This is a genomic window from Paenibacillus sp. JT31N11 (assembly GCF_056269285.1).
Genome location: NZ_JBWDNQ010000020.1, coordinates 1 through 22,771, shown reverse-complemented (window position 1 = coordinate 22,771; position 22,771 = coordinate 1). Strand labels below are relative to the sequence as shown.

Annotated in this window: 19 protein-coding genes, 1 pseudogene and 1 other annotated feature; of the genes and pseudogenes, 12 read left to right on the top strand and 8 right to left on the bottom strand. The window is 49.7% G+C overall.

All coding sequences use genetic code 11. From position 1 onward, the window contains the following. Window positions 1–7: 7 nt before the first annotated feature. From AC0YNV_RS35775 to AC0YNV_RS35765, 3 genes are all read left to right on the top strand, one after another. Window positions 8–1,549, top strand: a complete 1,542-nt coding sequence (locus AC0YNV_RS35775; RefSeq protein ID WP_475772313.1) for an extracellular solute-binding protein — start codon at window positions 8–10, stop codon at window positions 1,547–1,549. A 150-nt stretch (window positions 1,550–1,699) separates the two neighbouring features. After that, window positions 1,700–3,544, top strand: a complete 1,845-nt coding sequence (locus tag AC0YNV_RS35770) for a hypothetical protein (protein ID WP_475772312.1) — start codon at window positions 1,700–1,702, stop codon at window positions 3,542–3,544. Window positions 3,545–3,558: 14 nt separating this feature from the next. Then, window positions 3,559–3,981 carry a helix-turn-helix transcriptional regulator gene (locus AC0YNV_RS35765; protein ID WP_475772311.1) on the top strand — a complete coding sequence of 141 codons (423 nt, stop codon included), beginning with the start codon at window positions 3,559–3,561 and terminating at the stop codon, window positions 3,979–3,981. A gap of 226 nt (window positions 3,982–4,207) precedes the next feature. On the opposite strand, the gene AC0YNV_RS35760 is transcribed toward AC0YNV_RS35765, so the two are convergent. Next, window positions 4,208–5,245, bottom strand: coding sequence for a stalk domain-containing protein (locus AC0YNV_RS35760; protein ID WP_475772310.1), 1,038 nt, complete (start codon window positions 5,243–5,245; stop codon window positions 4,208–4,210). Between the two features lie 151 nt (window positions 5,246–5,396). Further along, entirely contained in the window at window positions 5,397–5,828 is a 432-nt protein-coding gene (locus AC0YNV_RS35755) for a hypothetical protein (RefSeq protein ID WP_475772309.1), read from the bottom strand. A gap of 961 nt (window positions 5,829–6,789) precedes the next feature. Here AC0YNV_RS35755 and AC0YNV_RS35750 point away from each other — a divergent pair. The 3 genes from AC0YNV_RS35750 (at window position 6,790) to AC0YNV_RS35740 (ending at window position 10,189) form a co-directional block, all read left to right on the top strand. Continuing rightward, entirely contained in the window at window positions 6,790–8,766 is a 1,977-nt protein-coding gene (locus tag AC0YNV_RS35750; RefSeq protein ID WP_475772308.1) for a stalk domain-containing protein, read from the top strand. A 46-nt stretch (window positions 8,767–8,812) separates the two neighbouring features. Further along, window positions 8,813–9,175: a VOC family protein gene (locus tag AC0YNV_RS35745; protein ID WP_475772307.1), complete on the top strand. Its 363-nt coding sequence runs from the start codon at window positions 8,813–8,815 to the stop codon at window positions 9,173–9,175. A 297-nt stretch (window positions 9,176–9,472) separates the two neighbouring features. Beyond that, window positions 9,473–10,189: a sensor domain-containing protein gene (locus AC0YNV_RS35740; RefSeq protein WP_475772306.1), complete on the top strand. Its 717-nt coding sequence runs from the start codon at window positions 9,473–9,475 to the stop codon at window positions 10,187–10,189. Window positions 10,190–10,384: 195 nt separating this feature from the next. Here the strand turns inward: AC0YNV_RS35740 and AC0YNV_RS35735 are convergent, their stop codons facing one another. After that, window positions 10,385–11,590 carry an epoxide hydrolase family protein gene (locus tag AC0YNV_RS35735; protein WP_475772305.1) on the bottom strand — a complete coding sequence of 402 codons (1,206 nt, stop codon included), beginning with the start codon at window positions 11,588–11,590 and terminating at the stop codon, window positions 10,385–10,387. 490 nt (window positions 11,591–12,080) lie between these two features. On the opposite strand from AC0YNV_RS35735, the gene AC0YNV_RS35730 reads away from it, so the two are divergent. Next, complete coding sequence (locus AC0YNV_RS35730) at window positions 12,081–12,410, top strand: antibiotic biosynthesis monooxygenase family protein (RefSeq protein ID WP_475772304.1); 330 nt, start codon at window positions 12,081–12,083, stop codon at window positions 12,408–12,410. Between the two features lie 41 nt (window positions 12,411–12,451). Here the strand turns inward: AC0YNV_RS35730 and AC0YNV_RS35725 are convergent, their stop codons facing one another. Further along, window positions 12,452–13,849: an MFS transporter gene (locus tag AC0YNV_RS35725; protein WP_475772303.1), complete on the bottom strand. Its 1,398-nt coding sequence runs from the start codon at window positions 13,847–13,849 to the stop codon at window positions 12,452–12,454. Window positions 13,850–13,963: 114 nt separating this feature from the next. On the opposite strand from AC0YNV_RS35725, the gene AC0YNV_RS35720 reads away from it, so the two are divergent. Together AC0YNV_RS35720 and AC0YNV_RS35715 are read left to right on the top strand one after the other, a co-directional pair. Beyond that, window positions 13,964–14,872, top strand: a complete 909-nt coding sequence (locus AC0YNV_RS35720; protein ID WP_475772302.1) for a LysR family transcriptional regulator — start codon at window positions 13,964–13,966, stop codon at window positions 14,870–14,872. Next, window positions 14,844–15,488, top strand: a complete 645-nt coding sequence (locus AC0YNV_RS35715; RefSeq protein WP_475772301.1) for an HAD-IA family hydrolase — start codon at window positions 14,844–14,846, stop codon at window positions 15,486–15,488. The genes AC0YNV_RS35720 and AC0YNV_RS35715 overlap by 29 nt, the downstream gene beginning before the upstream one ends. Window positions 15,489–15,631: 143 nt before the next feature. Here the strand turns inward: AC0YNV_RS35715 and AC0YNV_RS35710 are convergent, their stop codons facing one another. Next, entirely contained in the window at window positions 15,632–16,954 is a 1,323-nt protein-coding gene (locus tag AC0YNV_RS35710; protein WP_475772300.1) for a hemolysin family protein, read from the bottom strand. Between the two features lie 235 nt (window positions 16,955–17,189). Here AC0YNV_RS35710 and AC0YNV_RS35705 point away from each other — a divergent pair, with 235 nt between their 5' ends. Together AC0YNV_RS35705 and AC0YNV_RS35700 are read left to right on the top strand one after the other, a co-directional pair. Further along, window positions 17,190–17,963, top strand: a complete 774-nt coding sequence (locus AC0YNV_RS35705; protein WP_210045753.1) for a DUF1836 domain-containing protein — start codon at window positions 17,190–17,192, stop codon at window positions 17,961–17,963. Window positions 17,964–17,976: 13 nt separating this feature from the next. Next, window positions 17,977–18,684, top strand: a complete 708-nt coding sequence (locus AC0YNV_RS35700; RefSeq protein WP_475772299.1) for a FadR/GntR family transcriptional regulator — start codon at window positions 17,977–17,979, stop codon at window positions 18,682–18,684. Window positions 18,685–18,833: 149 nt separating this feature from the next. Here AC0YNV_RS35700 and metG read toward each other — a convergent pair whose 3' ends face one another. From metG to AC0YNV_RS35685, 3 genes are all read right to left on the bottom strand, one after another. Continuing rightward, window positions 18,834–20,474, bottom strand: a complete 1,641-nt coding sequence (gene metG, locus AC0YNV_RS35695) for a methionine--tRNA ligase (protein WP_475772298.1) — start codon at window positions 20,472–20,474, stop codon at window positions 18,834–18,836. Window positions 20,475–20,515: 41 nt separating this feature from the next. Beyond that, window positions 20,516–20,776, bottom strand: a binding site (T-box leader). 126 nt (window positions 20,777–20,902) lie between these two features. Then, a complete protein-coding gene (locus tag AC0YNV_RS35690; RefSeq protein ID WP_475772297.1) occupies window positions 20,903–21,613 on the bottom strand; it encodes a hypothetical protein in 711 nt (236 codons plus the stop codon). 140 nt (window positions 21,614–21,753) lie between these two features. After that, window positions 21,754–22,449 (bottom strand): response regulator transcription factor, encoded by a 696-nt coding sequence (locus tag AC0YNV_RS35685; RefSeq protein WP_475772379.1) that lies wholly within the window; start codon window positions 22,447–22,449, stop codon window positions 21,754–21,756. A 249-nt stretch (window positions 22,450–22,698) separates the two neighbouring features. Between AC0YNV_RS35685 and AC0YNV_RS35680 the strand changes: the two are divergent. Then, window positions 22,699–22,771: pseudogene (locus tag AC0YNV_RS35680) on the top strand (PadR family transcriptional regulator); the annotation flags it as partial.

The window sequence follows — 22,771 nt, the reverse complement described above, 5'->3', positions numbered from 1 at the left end:
GTGTTCAATGAGAATGACGAGAAGGTTGAAAATGAAAATGGCAAGCGCAGGCGTAGCCGCAATTGCGGCTCTGTCCTTGCTTAGCGCTTGCGGTGGAGAAGCAGGAAACAGCGGCAACAACGCTGCCGCACCAACCGGAGAACCCGCTCCGCAGCCGGTCGGGATCAGCATGATGTCGCCGTTCTATTCCGCTCAGCCGCCGACGACGGACGATTCCAACGCCGCCTTCAAGGCGCTGCAGGAGAAACTGGGCGTTAAGCTGGATGTGACGTTCATTCCCGGCACGACGTATAACGACAAGCTGAATGTGATGCTTGCTTCCGGCAATCTCCCGCAGGTGATGGTTGTGCTGGACAATAAGAATGCGGCCATCATCAATGCGGTCCGCTCCGGGGCCTTCTGGGAGATCGGCCCGTATATCAAGGATTATCCTAACTTGCAGAAATACTGGAACGACCAGATCGCCAACAATATTTCCGTCGACGGCAAAATTTACGGCATCTACCGCGACCGCCCGCTGGCGCGCAAAGGAGTTATTTTCCGTCAGGACTGGCTCGACAATCTGGGGCTCCAGCAGCCGGAGAAGGTCGACGACTTGTATACGATTGCGAAGGCCTTTACTCTGGACGATCCGGACAAGAACGGCAAGAATGACACGTTCGGCCTGTCGCTGTCGGACGACAACCTGATGACGGATACGACCGTCGTGATCGAGACGGCGATGGGCGGCTTCAACCAGTGGGGCGTCAAGGACGGCAAGGTTACGCCGGACTTTATGACGGACGAATATATGGAAGCGCTTAAGCTGCTCAGAAAAATGTACGAGGAGAAGCTGCTCAACCAGGATTTTGGCGCGGTCAAGGGGACGAAGCTTCAGGACAACATCAATCAGGGCAAAGCGGGGTTGTATATTTCCAGCATCGACGACGCGAACGCCAAGCATTCGGATCTGTTCAAGCTGAATCCGGAGGCCAAGATTGATTTCGTGCTCGGGCTCGAGGGGCCAAGCGGCGACAAGCTGCCTGCGAACTCCGGCTATTCCGGCGTATTCATGTTCCCGAAATCCAGCGTCAAGACGGAAGAGGATCTGAAGCAGATCCTGACGTATTTCGACAAAAACATGGATCCAGAAGTCTTGAAGCTGTTTGCATTCGGGGTGGAAGGCGTACATTATAAAACGGAGAACGGAAATCCGGTGTTTACGAACGAACAGCTGTGGAAGGATCAGGTCGATACGCTGAGCCAGCTCCGCATCGCGCCTTCGGACCTGACGTTTCCGACCGAATCGGACGTAATGAAGAAAGTGAAGCAGCTGTATAAGGACAATGTGCCGAATGCAGTGCCAAGCGTGATCGAGCCGTTTATCTCCCCGACTAATTCGGAGATCGGCGCAGAGCTGGTCAAGGTGATCAACGATGCCCGCGTCAAATTCATCATGGGCGATATCGATGAAGCCGGCTTCGCCAAAGCGACGGAAGAATGGCGCAAACAAGGCGGCGACAAGATCATCGACGAATTTACCCAGGCCTACAATAGCGTGCAAAAATAATAACGTCGCGGCTTTCCGCCAAGGCGCCTCCTGCATCGGACCCGTCCGGTCGGGAGGCGCCGCATGTGCCGACATTCCCGCGGTATTGCGGCCTTGCAGGCAAGAATGCTCGGGAAAGACCGTCAGACATGAGCGGCGGAGGCTTCATTTATGAAATTGTATGCATCTTCTTTTTTGTCCAGGCTCTTATGGTTCAGCTTGCTGCTAGGGACGTTCCCGGTCATTGTACTGGGGGCTTTTTCCTATTTCAAAGCGTCTGAAACCGTGCAGACGAAAGTATACGAGAGCAATCAGCAGCAGCTGCAGCAGACAGAATCGCAGATCGAGCAGATGCTCCGTCTCGTCGATTATTCGGCCATCCAATTTATGAATCAAACGGTCGTAACGTCCGCCCTGCGGGGAGAGCTGCACAGTAATAGCAGCGGGGTCCGCACGGTGAAGGAACTGCTTGAGTCGATGAGCAAGCAGCAAAGCAATGAGCTCGGCATGATGAGCATGCAGCTGATCAGTCTGGCGAGCGGCTGGTCGGTCGACGGCACGGGGCTGTCCGGGATGTCCGCGGAGGAGCTGAAGGGTTACGGGAGCTGGGTCCGCGATCCGAGAACCTCCTTCTGGATAGCCGGTCCGACGACCGTCAGGCTGATCAAAAAGATTCCCGCTTATTCCGCGAACCCTACGGGACTGCTTATATTCTCCGTTCCGGCTTACGAGGTAAACAAGCTGATCAGCAGCGATACGAAGCTCGGCAAGGTGCTGGTGATGGACGAAGAACGCCATCTGATCTCCGGCAATGACGGCGGCCTGCCGGACAATCAGCTGGAGGAGCCGCCCCTCGGCGGGGAACCGGATGTGCCGGGAGCGGAGTACGGGTTCTATAAGTCCCGCATCGGACAGGAGCGGGTAGGGGTAAGCTACCGCAAATCGTCCTACAACGGCTGGGTATATACGTCTATCGTTTCGATCGACGAGCTCAACAAGGAGGCACGGGATATCGGCTGGTTCACCTTGTACCTGTGTTTGGGCATATTGGCCGCCGCTCTGCTCATTTCGTATCTCGGCTCCAGAAAAATGTACCGGCCGATCCGGAACCTGTACGAAATTGTGCGGAATTCGCCGGATACAGACAGGACAACTGCGACAAGTGATGAATTCGTCCTGATCAATGAACGGTTTCGCGGACTGCTGCAGCAGGAATCCCGTCTGCTGCAGGAGGTACAGGGACAATCCCGCAATGTGAAGGAATATTTTGTATTCAAGCTGTTTCAGAGCGATATGACCAAGACGGAAATCCGCGACAGGCTGCTGCTGTTCGGCGATCCCTTGAACTGGAGCGGCATGTGCGTGATGGCGGTCCAGATCGATACGCTGTCGGATACGCGTTATCGCGAGCAGGACCGGGACCTGCTGTTGTTTGCCGTCAACAACATCGTAGCAGAGCTGGTTGCGGCGGAGCGGAGACTGCCGCCCGTGGTGATGGGAGAATCCCAGATCACGCTGCTGGGCGGCACGGAATCCGACCCTCTGCGGTTCAAGGATCAGCTCGACTCGCTGGCGCAGCAAATCATGAAGACGATCGACAGCTTCCTGGGGCTGAAGATCAGCATCGGATTTAGCCGGGTCTTTGCCGATATCAAGCAAATCCGGCATGCTTACGGGGAAGCTCTTACTGCGCTCAAATACCGGATGAAGCTGGGCGCGGAATCCATTCTGTTCATCGGCGACGTGCAGCCGGAGCAGGGCTTGCCGCAGCATTATCCCGATGCCCTCGAACGAGAGCTGCTTGACGCGCTCAAGCTTGCGGACCGGGAACAGGCTTTCGGGCTGCTGCCCCGATTGATCGAGGCAATCGCCGTCGATGACCGGACGCATGAGGAATATTTCATGTCATTTGTTCGTCTGCTGCTGCAGATGCTGCAGGCTGTCAAGGAAGCCGGGGTGCATCCCGGCCGGTTGAACATGACGGAGCAGTCCCGTTCATTCATCTGTTTCAATTGAGGACGGTCAAGGAGGTGGAGCTGTGGTTCCGGCATGAGGTGATGGGTCCGCTGCTTCAGCATCTCGAGCAGCGGCGCGAGGAGCAGTATCAGAGCATTTCCAGCGGAATCGTCCACATTATCGAAACCGGCTTCGACACCGATCTTACGCTGGAGGTTTGCGCCAAGCGGATGAACTACAGCCCGAATTATTTGAGCAAGGTATTCCGCAAGGAAACGGGCGTTAATTTCAGCGATTATTTGGCGGAATACCGCATGAGAATGGCGCAGCAGTGGCTGACCGAAACGGATATGAAGATAGCGGAAATCGCCGAAAAGCTGAAATACAACACGCCAGCCAACTTTATTCGCTATTTCCGCAAACTGGAGGGCATAACACCGGGCCAATACCGGGAAAAGCATTTGAATAAAACAACAAGCGGCTTCCGGCACCTGTAAAACCCCTGAGGGACGATATCCCATGGTATATGAACGGATATGATCGTTGAATTTCCAAGGGCTTGCCGCACGGCAGGCCCTTCCCTTGGCTTTACCTGTGGGGCAGAAATACTGGCATGCAACGGAAACCAAAAAGGCCGGGAAACGATTTTACCCGTTTCCCGGCCATAGTTAATTTACAGGTTCTGATGGCGTAATCAAGCGTTTCTTCTTGCCAGGAAAGCGTTTAGAATAATCTCCTGGCCGTGACAAAACGTTTCTTCCACTTTTCATCGAAATCCTCGAAGTGAACGCCCTGGTCTTTCGAATAAGTATGAAGAACACGGCCGTCTCCCGCATAGATGCCTACATGCCCGATATCGAGCCCGCGGGCACTGAAGAACAGAAGATCGCCTTTGCGCAGCTCGTCAATTCCGACCTTGGTTCCCTCCAGAGCCTGGTCGTAGGAGACTCGCGGCAGATCGATGGATAATGCTTCGCTGAAAACATACCGGACGAAAGAGGAGCAATCGAACGTGTCGGTCTGGCCGGAGACGGCACCGAACTCGTAAGGGGTCCCCAGAAATTTGGATCCGAAGGCGAGCAGCTCATCCGCTTGCTTATCGGCTAGCGCCGGGCTCGTATAATCGGTATACAGCGGTTTGGCCGAAATGAAACCGACTGTATTATCCTGGGCCTGCACTTCCAGCCAATCGGCGTCTATTTCCCGGATGACGTGGATTCTCTCGTTTTTCGAAAGCATTCGGATGAGGGGGGAATCCGTATCTTTCCCGGGAGAGACGCGCAGGTTGACGCCGTATTCGATCGTGGTTTCATAATCATGTACGGATGAAATCGTAATTGAACGTGAATATTCATGCCATTTAACGAGATTCCCCAGCGTTTCGCTAATAAATCGAAGGGGAACCATGGTAGATCCGTCGATAATTTTGCCGGATACGGGCAGCTCCAGCCTTACTTGATTTTTATAAGCGGTTTTTTCTCCAATTTTGTATGTAAGGATGGCTCCGTCTTTATTCGCAGTAACCGTTTGCGTACTCGTATCCCAGGAAATTTTTGCGCCCTCAGCCTCGAAAATTGAGCGCATGGGAACGAAACTGTAGCCCCCTTCAATAACCGGCGCAGTCTGAAAGGACAGCGGATGCCCATCCAGAAATACAGAAGGCGGCGGATTCGTCTCGGCATGGACCGGTCCTGCATGGACCAGCATCATACTCATAAGCGCTGATGCAGCGCCTGTAAGGAAGCAATTTCTAATCTTCATGTTCAGACTCCTCTTCCAGAGTTTTCTTTTGCAATGTATAAACGCAGCCGCAGGACGTTTGTTTCTATCCAATTATTGGTATAAAGAAAAAAGGCCGGGCAACGAAATTAATCGCTGCCGGCCTGGGTTGAGATAAATGAGCAAGAATGGCTTAATAAAGCGTTTCTTCCGTGATGTTGTAATAGCCGGTAAGGTTATTGGAAGTGGTCAGAACGATTTTTGCGCTTGCGTATCTTGCAAAGGTATTTTTTGTAAAACGAATTTGTGTCCCGTTATTGATGATCTCCGCTTTAAAATCCCCCGCAGAGCCGATTGTTGGGATCACCGTTATCGAAGTAATATTTTGCTGGAAGTTAACAGGAAGATTTCTTGTTTCCGGGGAAACAAGGAGCCTGACATCACCGAGATGAAACTGAATGTTAATGGGCACATGCGGAATTGTCAGGATCGGGCCAACTCCTTCTCCTCCTCTTAAGGCAGACGACGAATCAGCTGCGGCACTTGCGGCTGCCGGAATGCTCAACATTGCGACAGCGGCCAAAGCAATTCCGGACTTTTTGATTGTTTTACGTACATTTTTCACGATTTGTTTTCCTCCATGATTTCGTTTATTTGGTGTGGACCTCTTCCTCACAAGATTGAATAATAACGGATCCAAGTGAAGTCGGATATACTCAAATATCCAAGTATATACATGACAGGGACAGACGTGGTCCTAATTTATGGGAATTACCGCAACTTTTCTACATCAAAATCGTCTCAAGAATCGACTATCCCTGAAGGCGGTGGTTTATATATGCAAAGACAATTCAAAGTCGAGTTGAAGATACTGTTTGCTTCGCTGTTCCTGGCTATTTTGTTATTTTTTTTGGTCGATCTTTTTACCTTTACATATAAAGGAGACGGCGTTTCAGGCAATGGTAATTTGGGATTGATTTTTGTTTATCCTGCTGTCCCCGTTTACTTATTCATGTTGGTTTTCATTTATAAAGTCAGTCAATTCTGTTGTCGTGATCGAAAAAACATGGTTGTCTGGCCCGTGGCTTTCCTTCTGTTGATCTGCATATGCATCTATGGGGAATATCATTTGGCCCAAGCACTCATTCAGAATTTAGGGGGAGGACCCGAAAGCCCTGATTCTGTGATTTACAGGTGGGGCTGGTTAAATCAATATACAAATGTCCTGTTTTTTAACTTCTTCACATTTACTATTGGAGTGCTGCTAACCTTATTGATTAGCTCTTGTGTTGTAATAGTTAGAAGAAGCCGCTCAACCAGTAATCATAAATAGTCATTTATTCGACGGGCGGACTAACCAAACAAGTTACTATCATGATTCGCCGCGGCAGCAGCTTATTCAATGAGATTAAGTTCTTATGGCGTTTCTCATACAAGTAATCGCTTCATGATGATCATAAAAATGGAAGCTGTTCCATTTCTTACGCAACTTTTACCTGACAGCAAGCGTTAAACATGTCATGGAAGCTTGCTGGTGTCTTTTGCCCGGGTGGATCCGTAATTCAGAGAATTGAAGGAGATAAAAAATGAAAACGTTTAAATCAATAAGGTGGCTGCTTATTTTATCTTTCCTGATCATGCCGTTTGCGAACGTCTCCCATTCAACCGTATCGGCTGCAGGAGAAATGTCGGATACGGTTATCCTTCAAATGAACAGCAAGGTTATGGTTCATAATGGCGTCACCATGAATTCGGCCCAGCCGGTTACAGTACAAAATGGCACAACATTCATCACACTGAGCTCGATCTCTGCGCTTTACGGTTACAAGGTCTCCTATAACGCGGCCACCAAAGAAATTACGGCTGCTAACGATTATCACGATCTTATCTTCAAAATCGGCAGCACGATTGTCTACGGAGACGGCCTGCCTGTCAAGATTGCCATTGCTCCCTATATCCTGAACGGTTCCCTGATGGTTCCGGTTCGGACATGGTCGAATCTGGCTGAGAGCACATTGGTCTTAAGCGGCAAGCAAATTACGCTTTCCTGGAATGTGCTCAAGCAGCCAACGGCGGATTTTGCCGTCGAGCCGGGTGAAATCATCGCTGGGGAGACGACAGTGAACTATATCGACAAGTCCACGAACCCAAGCGGCCAGCCCTACGTGCAGGACTTTTACACCGGAAGAATGGATGTTTTCCCTGCTGCCGGTTCCTATACGATTACAAGGCAGGTTCAGGATGTGAATGGCTTGTGGAGCGAGCCGTACTCGGTCACGGTTGAGGTTCAGCCGCAGAATATGCCTCCGGTCGCAAGCTTCACGACGGATAAGCAGGAGTATCGGCTTGGCGAGAAAATCAACTATACGGATCTAAGCACAGATGACAGCAATGAAATCGTCCGCAGAACCTGGACCGGCGATGATGACGTGTTTTTCGAGCCCGGGCTTAAGACCGTCACATTGGAAGTGCAGGATGCCAAGGGACTGACCCATTCTGTGACACAGACGATCAATGTCACGGATGAAGTGCTCTATACGCAGGATGAATACTATAAGCTGTTTGCGGAGCCAGGCGTCAAGTTCCCCATGGAGAGCAAAAACGTTCTGGATTACCCTTCATTGCCCTACAAAATTCAGGATGAAGGATCCCAGTTTGTCCGCAGCAACAGCCCCGAGGTTCTTGAGGGAGAAGGAATAGCCTATGTTTCGCAGTTGACGGGGCAGGTTCGCTTCATGTTTCATAACATTAACAAAATCGGTTATCCGGTGAAGATTTATCTTGTCGCGACCAATAATAACAGCTCGTCGGTTACCGTAAGCACAGGATCGGTCGGTATTGGCGGACCGGATCCCTATGTGGATAAATCCGGCAAGATGGCGGTCCTGCGCTATATGAATTCACTGGTTGCCCGGCCGGCGCCGACAACAACAACGATCAAGCCGGGGCAATCCGTCACCCTGCTTCCGGAAATATCCAGGATTCCCTTGAAGCAAAGCGATGTCTTCACCGCTTACGCAGATTTGTATGCGGACAAAGAGCTGACCTACCGCGTGGTGGTCGTGGCATCCTCCAAGGACCCGATTCAAGAGATACCAAACTTGAGTATTCTGAAGCGCAACGATGTTCATGTTCGCGGTACGTTCAACAAAGCGAACCGGGCTATCGAGATGTCCGATACATTGGGCGAAGAGCCGGAGGTCATTATGCTCGGCGACCGTAAGATGGACACCTATACGGATGGAATTGACGAAATTACGGGTCAGCTTGAGCTGAATACCGGCAATTTTGGCGTTCTGTACAAGATGCGGCTGCAGCATGTGGCCCCCCATACCCTGATTGCGCTTAATCCACGTGGCGGCATATATACCGGAGCCTTTATCGTCAATGGCCAGGTCGTCCAGGCGGCTAACGACGGCGCGCTGAAGGACAACGGTCAAGCCGTTGCGCTGTACCGGACGGGCGATTCCGAGGAATCGGTTGAAATCGTGTTTACGATTGCAGCAGGAAGCAATACGCCGATCGCCATGCTGTTCCTGCCGATGCCAGCCAAACGCTTGTAGGTTAACGAGCGCTGCTGAGATTCATTCAAATTCAGGAGGGATGACCGTGAAAGCCGTTAAACTTCGTCCATTCATTCCATCAGGCCAGGATTATACGCTTGCGCAGCGATTTTTTGAGGATCTTGGTTTCGAGAAAGTGTACTCCGATGACGGATTGAGCATCTTCCGGATGGGGGAACAGGAATTTTTTCTGCAGAATTTCCATAATCAGGAGTTTCAGGAGAATTTCATGGTAGAGCTGATTGTCGAGGATCTTGATGGCTGGTGGACGCATATACAAGCAGTTGTCCGCGAGAACAATTATCCTGTTAAAATAAAAGAGCCGACAATCTATCCATGGGGAAAACGTGAAATCAACTTAATTGATCTATCCGGTGTTTGCTGGCATATTTCGGAGGCAACCAAATAGAATTCACCCAGGCGGTGAGTTAAGGCGAGGAGTCCAGGAATTCTTGGGCTCCTTGTTGTTTTGCACCGCATCCCCGTGGGCTATGAAGATATTCAATATTCCAGGAAATCTTTAAATCGATCAAGGGGGTTGCGCCAATGCAGTACCGGGGGAAATGAACTAGCTGACAAATAATGGAGGAGGCAGTTTGCAGATGCGGAACTGGACTTAGGTCTGGTCTACTTTCCATCCGCAAGCGGATGCTCACAGCTGGCTCTCGGGGCTACAATGGAAGCAACGAAACGAGAAAGCGTGGTTATGACAATGAAAAAGCAAAGCGCCGTCAAGGCTTGGAAAATGCTCGTCATGGCACTCCCGAAAGGAATTGCGGCATTTGTAGTCGCAATTGTCGGTCTGTCAGTGGGCCTGCCGCTATTGGTCATTTTGATTGGCCTGCCGCTTTTGTCGGCGACACTGGTCCTGTGCCGCCGCTTCATGAAAGAGGAAGCCAGCTACACGAAAGCCTGGCTCAACAAGGCCGATCATCATTCCGCTCCCGCAGTGACGGAGCCTGTTTCCGGGCAGAAGGGCTGGCTGGCGCTGCTGTCTCCATTCAGAGAGGGACAATCTTATCGGGGCATCGTCTACAGCATCCTTCAGCTCCCTATCGGCATAGCGGCGTTCACGACCGCAATCGTGCTGCCTGTAACGGCATTCGCAGTTATGCTGTCCCCGCTCGCTTATGAGGTGAGTATCCGATTGTTCGATTTCAATTTATTCCCCGATGCATGGATGATGGACCGCTTGAACATTGATTTGTCGTCGGCTCAGCGCTCATGGATTGCCGGGGGCGTTGGCCTGATATTCGTGCTGCTGCAGCCCATGATACTGAGGATGTTGGGCCGCTGGTATGCCTCATGGGTTCAGAATGTGGCCGGACCGGAAGCCTGGCAGCACCAGAACCTGGGGGAGTTTGCCGGCGATGAGATGACGCTAATGGCAGATGAGGCACGGGAAATCCGCTTGCATGCTTAAGTTAAAGAACAGCGCCAGTTTTGGACTCGATTATGTCCGAAGCTGCCGCTGTTTTTTTGTTGAACCCGCCCCTATGTTTCTTCATAGCGGCAAAAGAGACCGCATTTTGCCAACTCTCCAATCGGAATTCAAATCGATGTCGCGTGTGGCGTGGGACGACGAGCACCCGTGCGCGCGTATTCCACCTGACTCCGATTAGCGTAGCGACTTGAATCCCGCGCGGAGTTCTGCAGCAAAAAGCTGTGGCTGCTCCCACGCCGCGAAGTGTCCGCCCTTGTCGAGCTTGTTGAAATACATGAGTTTGGGATACGCCTGCTCCGTCCAACTCCGCGGGGCCTGATAGAGCTCGTAAGGAAAGACGCTCACGGCAACCGGGATGGAGACGCCCTTGACGGCGAAGAAGGAGAACTTGTTTTCCCAATAGAGACGAGCCGAAGAAATCGCGGTGTTCGTCAGCCAGTAGAGCGTGATGTTGTCGAGGACATCGTCTCGCGTAAGACCTCCGGGGTGTCCGGCAAAGGCTTGAGAGATCAGCTCCAGACTACGCGCATCATGGTCAAGCATAAAGGCTGCCAAGCCGACGGGCGAATCCGCAAGTCCAGTCAGCGTCTGCGGGCGCGTACCCATCATCTGGGCATAGCCGATGTGCTTGTATACGAAGTCCAGCTGCTGGGACGCGCGCCTCTCGTCATCTGAGAGACTGGAGGGCAGCGGGTTGCCGGACTGGAGCGCCTTATCAATATCGGGCGGAACTACGCCAGGCATATTGGAGTGAATGCCTACCAGTCCCGGAGGCGCCTGTACACCCATCAAATCCGTGATAATCGCACCCCAGTCGCCGCCCTGTGCCACATACTTCGTGTATCCCAGTCGCTTCATCAGCTTTGTCCAGGCTTGTGCGATGCGGACGGGACCCCAGCCGGTCGTAGTCGGCTTGCCTGAAAACCCGTAGCCGGGTATCGATGGAATTACCAGATGGAAAGCGTCCGATGCCTTCGCGCCATGTGCCGTGGGATTGGTAAGCGGATCGACAATCTTCAGCATCTCGATGATCGAGCCTGGCCATCCATGCGTGATGATGAGCGGCAAAGCATCTTTATGCTTCGAGCGAACGTGAATGAAGTGAATGTCCAGCCCGTCGATCTCGGTGATGAACTGCGGCAGGGCGTTCAGCTTCGCCTCGCACTTGCGCCAATCGTAATCCGACGCCCAATAGCGCGCGAGTTCCTGAATCGTCGCGAGCTGCACACCTTGAGATGCATCCGCGACCGTTTCCCGATCAGGCCATTTTGTCGCGTATATGCGCCTGCGCAATTCGGTAAGTTCCGCTTCCGGAACATTCACATAAAACGGACCCCGAATGGCGTTCTTATCTGTAGGCAAGGATAGCTTTGTCGGCATACTCGGTCGCCAATGTGACATTGGTTGCTCCGGATACACGTGGCGGGAGAATCCTACGTAAGGTAGGATTGGCCGCCCAGGAGACATGGGGTAAGATATTTTCATATAAGGCTGGCGGAAAAAGAATGGATGAAAGAAGGGGCTTCCAAAACCTCCAAAGCCATACGGGTTTCCTAAACCTCCTTGCCCAAAATCTCCGAAGCCTCCGTGAATACCCATATTTGTTGTCCTCCATTTATGATGGTAATAGACATTTGACCATGTATTGTATGGGCTTCTTCCATAATCAGTTCGTATGAAGTGTAAGTTGGGCTGTTCGGATTCAAATTAAAACTTGCCGGGAACAGCGAACGGGCATCTTATTGACATCCTGTTACAGAATCTTTTAGACGGACTAGAATGTATAAAATGGCGACATGGAGCTAAAGATTAGCAGAGCAGAAGCATCCCTTAGCATAAGTTTACGAAAATATTAATAAAGGAGTTAATTATGACTCATATATCAATGCATAATCGCGTTGTTACCCTGATCAATGTGTTCACAGTTGATCCCGAAAATCAGGAACGTCTGGTCGAGTTACTTACCCGTGCAACAGAAGTCTCCGTTCGACACGCTGCCGGATTTATTTCTTGCAGTCTCCATCGAAGCACAGATGGGAATAAAGTTACAATGTATGCTCAATGGAGAAGTGCGGAAGATTACCAAGCTATGCGAAATGACCCTAAACCACTTCCTTATCTTCAGGAAGCATTGACTATAGCTGCGTTTGATCCGGGGATGTATGAAGTCGTCAAAACATTTGAACCCTCCAATGAATAGGGGGCCTGCCAGCATTTTGTCATTACCTTTCTTTTTTTTGTTTACTTGTTTACATTTGACTCTTTCAATTGTCCGGACTCCCGGCCCCGCAGACTCATAACTATCAAGGCCAATGCAATAACCGTGAGGATAACCCCTAGCAGTTGAAAACCTCCAGCGCTGAACTGCTCCCCCATAACGAAGCTTGTCAACAATGAAGATAAAATGGTACCCAGATATCTCGATGTATTGAATAGTCCGGATGCTACACCGATCATTTCTTTTGGAGCGCTTTTAAACAAAATCTCCTGCATACCTACAGCGTTCATACCGTTGCTAATGCCAAATGCGGCTAACGCCAGGCTCACACTGATAATCGGTGAAGTTTGATTCAAGGTCACGATCCACGCTGAACCGAATGCCATCAATAGTGCAGATACCAGCAAGGCTGGCCTTGGTCCTGATTTATCTATCCATCGTCCTGCGATTGGAGAAATAACGATCGAGCACAAGCCTAAGGTTAGCATGAGAATCCCTGTATCGAACTCGCTGGCATGACGAACCATCTGCAAGTAAGACGGAACCCCAAAAAAGACAGCGTAAAACAGCACATTGACAAGCATGAATTGCACATTGACCCAAATCATCGCAGGATATTTAGCGAATGTGCGCAAAGGAATAAAGGGTGATGTCGTTTTCAACTCATGTCGCACGAAAGCCCCCAGTGCAGCAAGTCCTATCCCCCCGACAATGATATGCCCTAACGAAACATGCCCAGAAGATTTTGCTGAAAGCAATCCGACGAGCAGGGCGACCAGAGCCACTGTAAAAAGCAGGATCCCCAAGGCATCAATCAAATCAAACCATTTACGCAAGGACATGCCTCGTGCAGCGGGTGTTGGTGTCTCATCCTTGGGGATCGTCCGCCAGGCTAACAAAAAGCTCGCCGCCACGAATGGGATATTGACAATAAAAATAACAGTCCAGTCCCACCGCTGAATCAAGACCCCGCCAACAAAAGGGCCGATTGCTGCCGCTCCGGACAGGAAAATCGACAAAACGGACAGCGCGGCCGCTTGTTTCTCCTTAATATGAATTCGTACAATAGCCATTCCAACCGCAACCATCATACTGGTTCCAATCGCTTGCACAATGCGGGACACGATAATCCATCCAAAATTTGGCGATAAAGGAGCGAGTAGGGATGAAATGAAGGATACAACAAGACCGGCAAGAAATATCTTCTTGTGGCCGAATAAATCGCTAGCCTTTCCCATGACAGGCTGAGCGACAGCACTTGAAATGTAGAAAGTGAAAATAACCCAGGAAACAACGGTAAAATCAAGTTGGAACACATTTTGCAATCTGGGAATCGCAACAGAAATCATCGAAGAATTTAACGGGTTCAATAGTACCCCCAGTCCAACGGAAATCAACAACCACCTGCTGCGAACATTCATTTTTGGTCCCCCTAAGCTGTATTAATATCATCGTACTTGAATTCGGATATTTACTCCAACGCATTTTATGTTATGATTTCATTTACTCAGAGGAATGAAAGGGAGGAGTGAAAAATGGAACTTCTTCAATTGCAATATTTTCTCGCGGTAGCTCGACTGGAGCATGTGACTGAAGCTGCACGAAGTCTGCACGTTACTCAATCGTCGCTAAGCAAAACGATTCAACGCCTGGAGGAGGATCTGGGGGTTCCTCTATTCGACCGGACAGGGAGGAAGCTGCGATTGAATGAGTTCGGAAGCAGATTCCTTCGCCGGGCGGAAAGGGCTTTGTTTGAATTGGAGCAGGGGAAGCAGGAGATTAGCGATTTGTCCAGCCCGGAACATGGCACACTCGAGTTGGCGGTGACCACCGCAAGTCCGTTGCCAAATATCCTTCGGGAGTTTCGGAAAAAGCGGCCTAATGTCCAATTTCATGTGCAAATGCTTAGCGCGCAGAATATGATTACGCTTCTACATAGAGGAGAGGTCGATTTTTGCTTAACTTCACCTCCTATACATGAGGATGATATTGAATGTCAAATCGTGTACATCGACCCAATCCTCGTAGCGGTTCCAAAAGGGCATCGACTGGCAAACCGAAGCAGCGTATCTTTGACAGAGCTAAGAAATGAATGGTTTGTCGGTGTAAAGAAAGGCTATGGCGCTCGCGATTTCGTGGACTCCCTATGCCAAGCGGTTGGATTTGAACCTAAGTATGTATACGAGGGTGATGAACCTGCAAGGCTAAGCGCTCTTGTAGAAGCCGAAATTGGAATAGCCTTCATACCAAGCACGGCAAGGAATTCGCGGGAACATATCCATTATCTCCAAGTAGAGAATCACGAATTGGTACGGGAGATCGCTTTATTATGGAACAAGAGCCGGTACATTTCTCGGGCGGCTCTGGAATTCCGCGAGGTCGTTGTGGAATATTTTGAGGCGATATCCCAAAAAAATGGGCACATCACGATGCTTATCGAATGAACAGGGCTTGATTTTTGACTTTGATGGAACCATTGTCCAATCCAAAATGTTGGCGGTTGAGCTTTTTAACGAACTTTCCGGGAAATACGGCGGAGATAAAATCGAAGACAGTAAAATTGCGGAGCTGTCCGGTTTGTCGCTTCCTGATCGCATGCGGGCACTTCATGTGCCTTTATATAAGCTGCCGGCTTTGATGCTGGAGGGAAAGAGGGAGTACAGAAAAGCTGTGGTTCTGCTCCAACCGGTTGAAGGAATGATTGGCGTCCTTTACAGCTTGAAGCAGAAGGGATACTCGCTTGGTCTGCTATCGTCCAATACACGGGAAAATATCCAGGCCTTTCTGGACCTTCACCGCCTGCATCTGTTTGAATTCATTCATTCCGCTTCGAATTTATTCGGAAAAGACAGGGCTATCGCAAGCGTGGCCGGCAAGTACCGGATCAATCGGGAAAACATGCTGTATATCGGGGATGAGCTCAGAGACATTCAAGCCTGCAAGAAAATAGGTGTCAAGGTTGCGGCTGTAACGTGGGGATTTGATTCTGAAGCTCTTCTGCGGGGAGCGGGTCCTGACTTCCTGTGCCATTCTCCACAGGAGTTTGAGAACATGCTTTAGCACGTTAAACTCTTTCTATATCTTCCTCAAGAGCACTCTGCTTTTGAATAGGCATGAACCATTTTGAGCATCTTGATGTTGAATCTAACCAGCCCGCCCATCAATGATGGACGGGCTGGTTTATTCCAATCCTCTAGGGGATTCTAAAGCGAGGCCTCTTCCACAAGCTCCGGATGATGATAAGCCCGGTGATGATGAATCTCGATTCTCATAATCCGGTTCTTTACCTTCTCCCGGATGATGAAGCTCAGCTCGCCGAAACGCCACTCCACATTCTCTTTGAGCTCCGGCTGCCTGCTGTACAACCAGCCGCCAATGGAATCGACATCGTCATGCTCAAGATCGGTTCCGAGCAGCTGGTTGATCTCGGTTATGAGCACCACACCCTCTACCAGGAAGCGGTTCTCGCCCAGAGTCTCAATTTCCTTCTTCTCGTCGCTGTCGAATTCATCGCGGATTTCGCCCACGATCTCTTCAATGATATCTTCAATTGTAATCAATCCCGAGGTTCCTCCGTATTCATCCACCAGCATGGCGATATGGACGCGCTCTTTTTGCATTTTCTTAAGCAGGGTATCCACGGGCATGACCTCGGGAATCGACATGACGGGTTGAAGCAGCGTGCTGAAATCAAAGGATGGATTATTGTCATATTTCAGGAAAAACTGTTTGGTATTGATGGTTCCGATAATATGATCCTTATTGTCCATGGCAACGGGAAAACGGGTATATTGTTCTTTCTTAATAATTGCGAGATTCTCGGAAAGCGTCTTGTTGGCATATAAGCAGACCATGTCGGTGCGCGGTATCATAATTTCCCGGGCCAGCAGCTCGTCGAAGGCGAAAATCCGGTTCACATAACCGAATTCCGCTTTGTTGATTTTACCGCTCTGATAGCTGTCCGAGAGAATGATGCGGATTTCTTCTTCCGAATGGGCTTCTTCATGCTCACTGGCCGGCTTCATGCCGAATAAGCGGACCAATCCGTTAGCTGAGCCGTTCAGCAGCCAAATGAAAGGATACATCACTTTATGGAAAAAAATGATAAGCGGCGCCACGACAACCGTGATCTGCTCCGCTTTTTGAATCGCGAGTGTCTTGGGCGCGAGTTCGCCGATGACGACATGCAGATAGGTCATAACCGCAAGCGCAATAATCATGGAGAGTACGTGGCTGAGGCCGTCACCGACAGCCAGCCGGTCGAATAGGGGATGGAGCAGCTTCTCTACCGTAGGCTCACCGAGCCAGCCAAGACCCAGAGCGGTAATGGTAATACCGAGCTGGCAGGCGGACAAGTAGGCGTCCAGGTGGCTTGTTACTTTTTGCACAGCCAGAGCGTTCTTCTTACCCTCAAGCACCATCTGATCGACCCGGCTTCCGCGCAGCTTAATGATCGCGAATTCGGTAGCCACGAAGAATGCGGTGAGAATAATCAATAAAGCGATCAATAAGAAATTCAGAGCCATAACAACCTTCCTTCGTTTTGAACAATTCATATTAGTAGTTCTTATGAACTTATTTTACAGGGTTTCCGTACAAACTACAAAGTCATGAATGGCTCATATCTGCTGATATGGGTCAGATAACCTCCGGGATTGTCATATAACAAGGGTCATTCCTCCATTAATTCACTTTGACACAACCGTACGCGAGTTTTATGATGAGCTTTAGAAGAACGATTCGAATGGTTGAGGTGTTAGTATGGAAACATTATCTTTTACCCGCAAGGAGATGGCTGAGCTTCTTCTTTCGATAAATAAACAATCTGCGCGTTCGCCGCTGACTATTCTACAGGAGACATGGATTGCCCATTATCAGAGGGAGAAGGCCCAGGGGATCTCCATGACGGCTTTCGTCTCCACAACGCTTCCTCCCGTAATCGAGCGGATGATCAAGTCGGATATGAACCCGGCTCTGTCTCTTCATGATATCGTATCCCTGGGATCGCAAATTGAGTACACCCATTTTTCCGTCACATCGGTACAGAACTGGGTGAAGCGGGATTTTAAGGACTTTATTGGTTTGGCTGAGGAGGGGAAGAAATACTCCCTTCAGCAGGCTTCCCTGTTTTTCATTATCGAGGATTTGAGATCTGCCCTGGATTACGAAGCGATCCGCAAGCTGTTCGAGATTGTGTTCCCTGTTCAGGGGGCTAATGAACATCATCCGCAGCTGATTGCTCCGCTGGATTTCTATGCCGCTTATGCCGAACTCTTCGAGGAGCTGGACGAGCGTTACCGGACATATGAAGGCGGCCGGAACGATATGGTGTACAAATGGGACCAAATGATCCATGAACTCTCCCGGGAATTCGTATCCCGCAAGGAGTCTTTCACCGATGCACAGAAGGAAGCCTTGCAAAATGCGCTCCATGTCGCGCTGATCTCCGTGCATACGTCCTGCTTCCATTCGCTTGCTCGGCGCTATTTGAACGGTATGGTATTTATGAACGGATTGAACGAGATGAAGCCATGAAAGAGCGTGAAAGATGAAGAAGAAGCTGATTTATGAAGTGGTATATGACGAAATCAAACGGCGGATTGAAGAGGGAATATGGAAGCCGGGCGAGCGCATTCCCACATTGGAGGATATTTCGGAGGAGCTTCAGGTGGGGATTTCCTCTGTCCGCGAAGCGGTGCGGATACTCGGCAAGCAGAAGATTCTGACCGTTGAGCAGGGAAGAGGAACCTTCATCAGCGAGCAGATTCCCGGCAATCCGAACCGCTATCTGGCGGCGATGGAACGGGCTTCGTGGATGCAGCTGACGGAAGCGCGTCTGGTTATCGAACCGGAGCTCGCAGCTCTTGCGGCAGAGAAAGCCGCCCCGGAGGACAGGGATGCCATCTTGAAAAGCGCCGAAGCGATGCAGCGCAAGGTGAAGGCCGGCAAGCCTTTTCTCAAGGAGGATATTGAGTTCCATGATCTCATTGCCAAAGCTTCGCGTAATGAAATTCTGATCAATATGATTCATATGGTCGGGGATGTGCTGCTGGACAGCCGGCGCCATACGATGCGGATTCCCGGCATGCATGAGAAAGCCTCGTCCTACCATTACCTGATCGCACAGGCGATTGTACAGCACAATCCCCAGCAGGCCAGGGAGCTGATGAAGCTGCATCTGGTTGATATGCGGGATCAATGGGATCCCGAGACTGATGTCGAACAGGACAAGCAGGCTATGGCTCGTTTCCCGTAGGGAAGAAGAGAGGAAGGGAGAAGCCGATTCTCCTTGGCTGACATGGAAGATAGCCATTCGGTATCAAATAATCGCCTTGTCCTTGATGGGAGGACAGGGCGATTTATTGGAGCGCGGCCGCAAAGCTCTTCTATTCGGGTGGATGACAACTACAATTTTTGTTTTTCCAATAAACTTGTTTCTTCTTCAATCTGACTAATGTCAATACGCTGGAACAATAACTTCAGGTTTTGGATTTTTCGGTTGGCTGGAACTGTTGTCAATCTCCAAACCGGTTGTTTCAGTGTCAGGAACTTTCTTATTTCTTCACAAGAGAAGGGGATGAACGGGTGCAGCAGATTGGACAGATTCACTATAATTTGCACGCATATATTCAGTGTATAACCACACGCTTCCCGGTTTTCCTTAATCTGTGCCCATGGCTTTTGTTCATCAAAGAATTTGTTTGCTTGGCGAACGCAAGTAAAAATCAGATCAATGGCTTCCTTTAGACGACCTTCTTCGATTAAGGCCCCGGACTCAAGATACAACTCCTCCATTACTTTCTTCCATTCTTCACTAAGATTACCTTCTGGAACGCATCCTTCAAAGGACTTGTCGATAAAAGCCAATGTACGATTAACAAAGTTTCCAAATGCGCCAAGCAATTCCCCATTATGGCTGTAGATGAACTCCCTCCAGGAAAAATCAGTATCCCGGTTCTCAGGACCGTTTGCGATCAAAAAATAACGAATGGAATCTGGTTGATAGCGACGCATAATATCCGGTACCCATACCGCCCAATTACTGCTTGTCGAAAACTTTTTCCCTTCCAGGGTCATGTACTCACATGAAATAATCCGATCCGGCAAATGGAGACCCCCTACTCCCAGGAGCAGTGCCGGCCAGACCACTGTATGGAAAGGAATATTATCTTTCCCATGTACATAATAAGCGGTTATATTCTCCTTCCCTTCCTTCCAGAATGATTCCCAGCTGCCGCCTGTCTCAGCAGCCCACTGCTTGCTTGCCGATAAGTAGCCGCTGACCGCCTCGATCCAAACGTAGATTTTTTTTTCTTCGAACCCGTCAACCGGAACATCAACACCCCAAGTCAAGTCCCGGGTTACAGCACGATCTTGAAGACCTTCTTTTAAGTATCGTCCAGTTAACTGTACAGCATTTTCTTTCCATCCTTGGGCTTGTTTTGCATACTCGCTCAATTCAGCCTGGAATCGTGAGAGCGCAAAGTAATAATGCTCTGTTGGACGCTCAATAGGGGGGTTCCCACAAATCTTGCAAGTCTTGTCTGACAGGTCTGCAGGATCTAACAAAGTCGAACAATAATCACATTGATCACCTCTGGCACGGTTCCCGCAAACAGGGCAAGTACCCTCAACGTATCGATCCGGCAAGAAGCGTTGATCGGTTTCACAATAAGTCTGCTGTATTGTCTTTTTGTATAAATATCCATTTTTCAATAGTTGCAAGAACATTTCTTGAACCACTTGATGGTGAAAAACCTGGTCAGTACGCGTGTACAAATCATAAGTAAACCCCAGCTGCTTAAAGCACTCGGCAAACTCCAGGTGATATCGATCCGCAATATCCCCTGGGGAGACACCCTCTTGAAGGGCCTGAACGGCGACCGGTGTGCCATGGCAGTCGCTGCCCGAAACGTACAACACGTTTTCTCCCTTCGAACGAAAATAACGTGCCAGTACATCTCCTGGGAGTAAGCTTGCCAACCGTCCCAGATGCAATGAACCGTTCGCATACGGCCATGCTCCGCCAATAAAAATATTTGTCATTAAGACTCCTCCTTTTTTGACAAACAAAAAAACCCTCATCCCGAAGGGACGAGAGTTGTGCTCACGTGGTTCCACCCAATTTTATCAATGCCTTGCGGCATTAACCTCTTCAAGTACGACGCGTTTGCGTTTATACCCTAGCACGGTAACGGGTGCGGGTTCCGGCGCAACCTACAACCACATGAGGCTTCGATGCGCAGCTCCGAGACCATATTCCCAAGGTTATTCTTTACCCCTTTTCAGCAACCGGGGCTCTCTGCAAAAGACATCACCAGGGTACTCTTTCTCATCTTAGCTTTTTTTCAGAATATTCAAGTTATTTGTAATAATACTTTTTATAATTTTCAAAGTCAAGGTTACTATACGGCTTGCCGCTGCAGGTGTTTTAGTGCATCACTACTGAGTTATCATGCCCAAAATCATCATATTCATAAACGGGGGACAGTTTCCTTTCTCTCTTGTGACAACAACACAGCGGATAATCTGTACTTCGCTGCAAAAATTACGGCTACAATAGAAACCGGAACGACACTCAAAGCGACAACCACCGGTGCAGCAGGCAGCATAAACATCACATAGACCAGCCAGCATACCGGTACATACAGCAGCAATATTCCTGCGCCGAGCACAGTCGATGCAATCATCCGGCCAATCGGATAGCGATCCAATACTGCGACAATCATCATCACCAGCGTCGGTAACGTAAACAGGTAACTGATTTCATAGAACAAGACCGTGGTTCCGACGATCAGCAGCACTTGAATCGGCAGCACACTTGCTATCCCTTCGGCAAGCGATCGTTTTTGCATCCGGAAGAACCATATTGCGAGAGCGCCCAAGCCATGCGCCAAGGCTATGCAAAGATAAACCGCATCATTGTTTGTTGATTCGCCGAGCCCCATCGTTTGGGTACATAATGAGACGATCCCCCAGCTCAGCAAGCCCATCACGACCATCGTACCGAGCAGCCAGCCCGAGCCGCCGGCGATTTGGCGAAGCGTAACCTTGCCACGCCGAATCTGAATAATCAGCCAAGCTAATGAAGCCAACGCTGCACATACCGACAGGATATAGGCAGCAATGTCGCTCATGACCATGAGATTGCCGGTCAGCAATGTAAATCTGTTTATTCCTTTCAATCGCTGCCGTTTTAAGCATTGGGACGTCAGTCTTATAGATCTTTCGTGCGGCATAGATCGAAGTCATCATCAGCACGATCGAAGCAATGATCAATATTAGCGCCATTAATAGGGTCAGCCGCAGCCGCAGCGGAAGATGGTTAAACCGGGCCATACTGCACCTCCGCGATGAAATAGCCGAGCCCTCTTGCGTTTTTGACGATTTCCTGTTTCCCAAGGTGGAGGGCAAGCTTCTTCTTGAGCGAATTGATGTGTACCTTAAAGGAGTTGGAAAATAAGTCGGTTTGACTGTCCCACACGTGCTCGATTATCTCTTCCGCGCCTACGATTTTATCCTTATGCATCATCAGATACTCGAGAATGCCGTATTCTTTCTTGGTTAAGTCAATCAACTGATTTCGAACGTATACCTGCTTTATCGCGGTATCGATTTGTAGATCTCCATGTGCGATTCGCGTATCCGTCAGGATGAATTTTCGGCGAAGCAGCGCGCGAAGCCTCGCTTCAAGCTCCTTGAAGTGAAACGGCTTCGCCATATAATCGTTGGCGCCGGTGTCGAGCCCCGCGATCTTGTCCTCCACCTCGGAACGCGCGGACAGGATGAGCACCTTGATTTCCTGGTTGTTCTTGCGAATTTCCGTCAGAACATCAATACCATCTATTTTCGGCAGATTCAAATCAAGCACTATCGCATCGTACTCATTGACCTGGGCGAGCTGTAAGGCTTTTTCTCCGTCCGGTGCGGCATCCACCGCGTATCCGAATTTTCTCAGCCCCGTGCCGATTGCTTTTTGCATCGATAAGTCATCCTCGACAACCAATACTTTCAGTTCCATCATCTCCCGCATTTCAATTTGATCATGATAGCTCAAGCCTGGTTAAATTACGGTTAATTTTTTGCCTTACTGTTAAAGTAATAAACATTAGACTGAGAATTATCAAGACCTAAAATAAAATAAAGGGTTTTACCTATTATGCATGACTAATATGTGGAACCCTTACTTTTCAAGCAAAGTACCTAATTTAAAATATTACCTTGACAGACAAAGTAGTATGTCGTATTATACAGGTATGGAGGTGATCGCATGAGCGAGAACAAAATCACATCCGACCTGCTGCGCGGGCATACCGATACGATGATTTTACGGCTCTTATCCG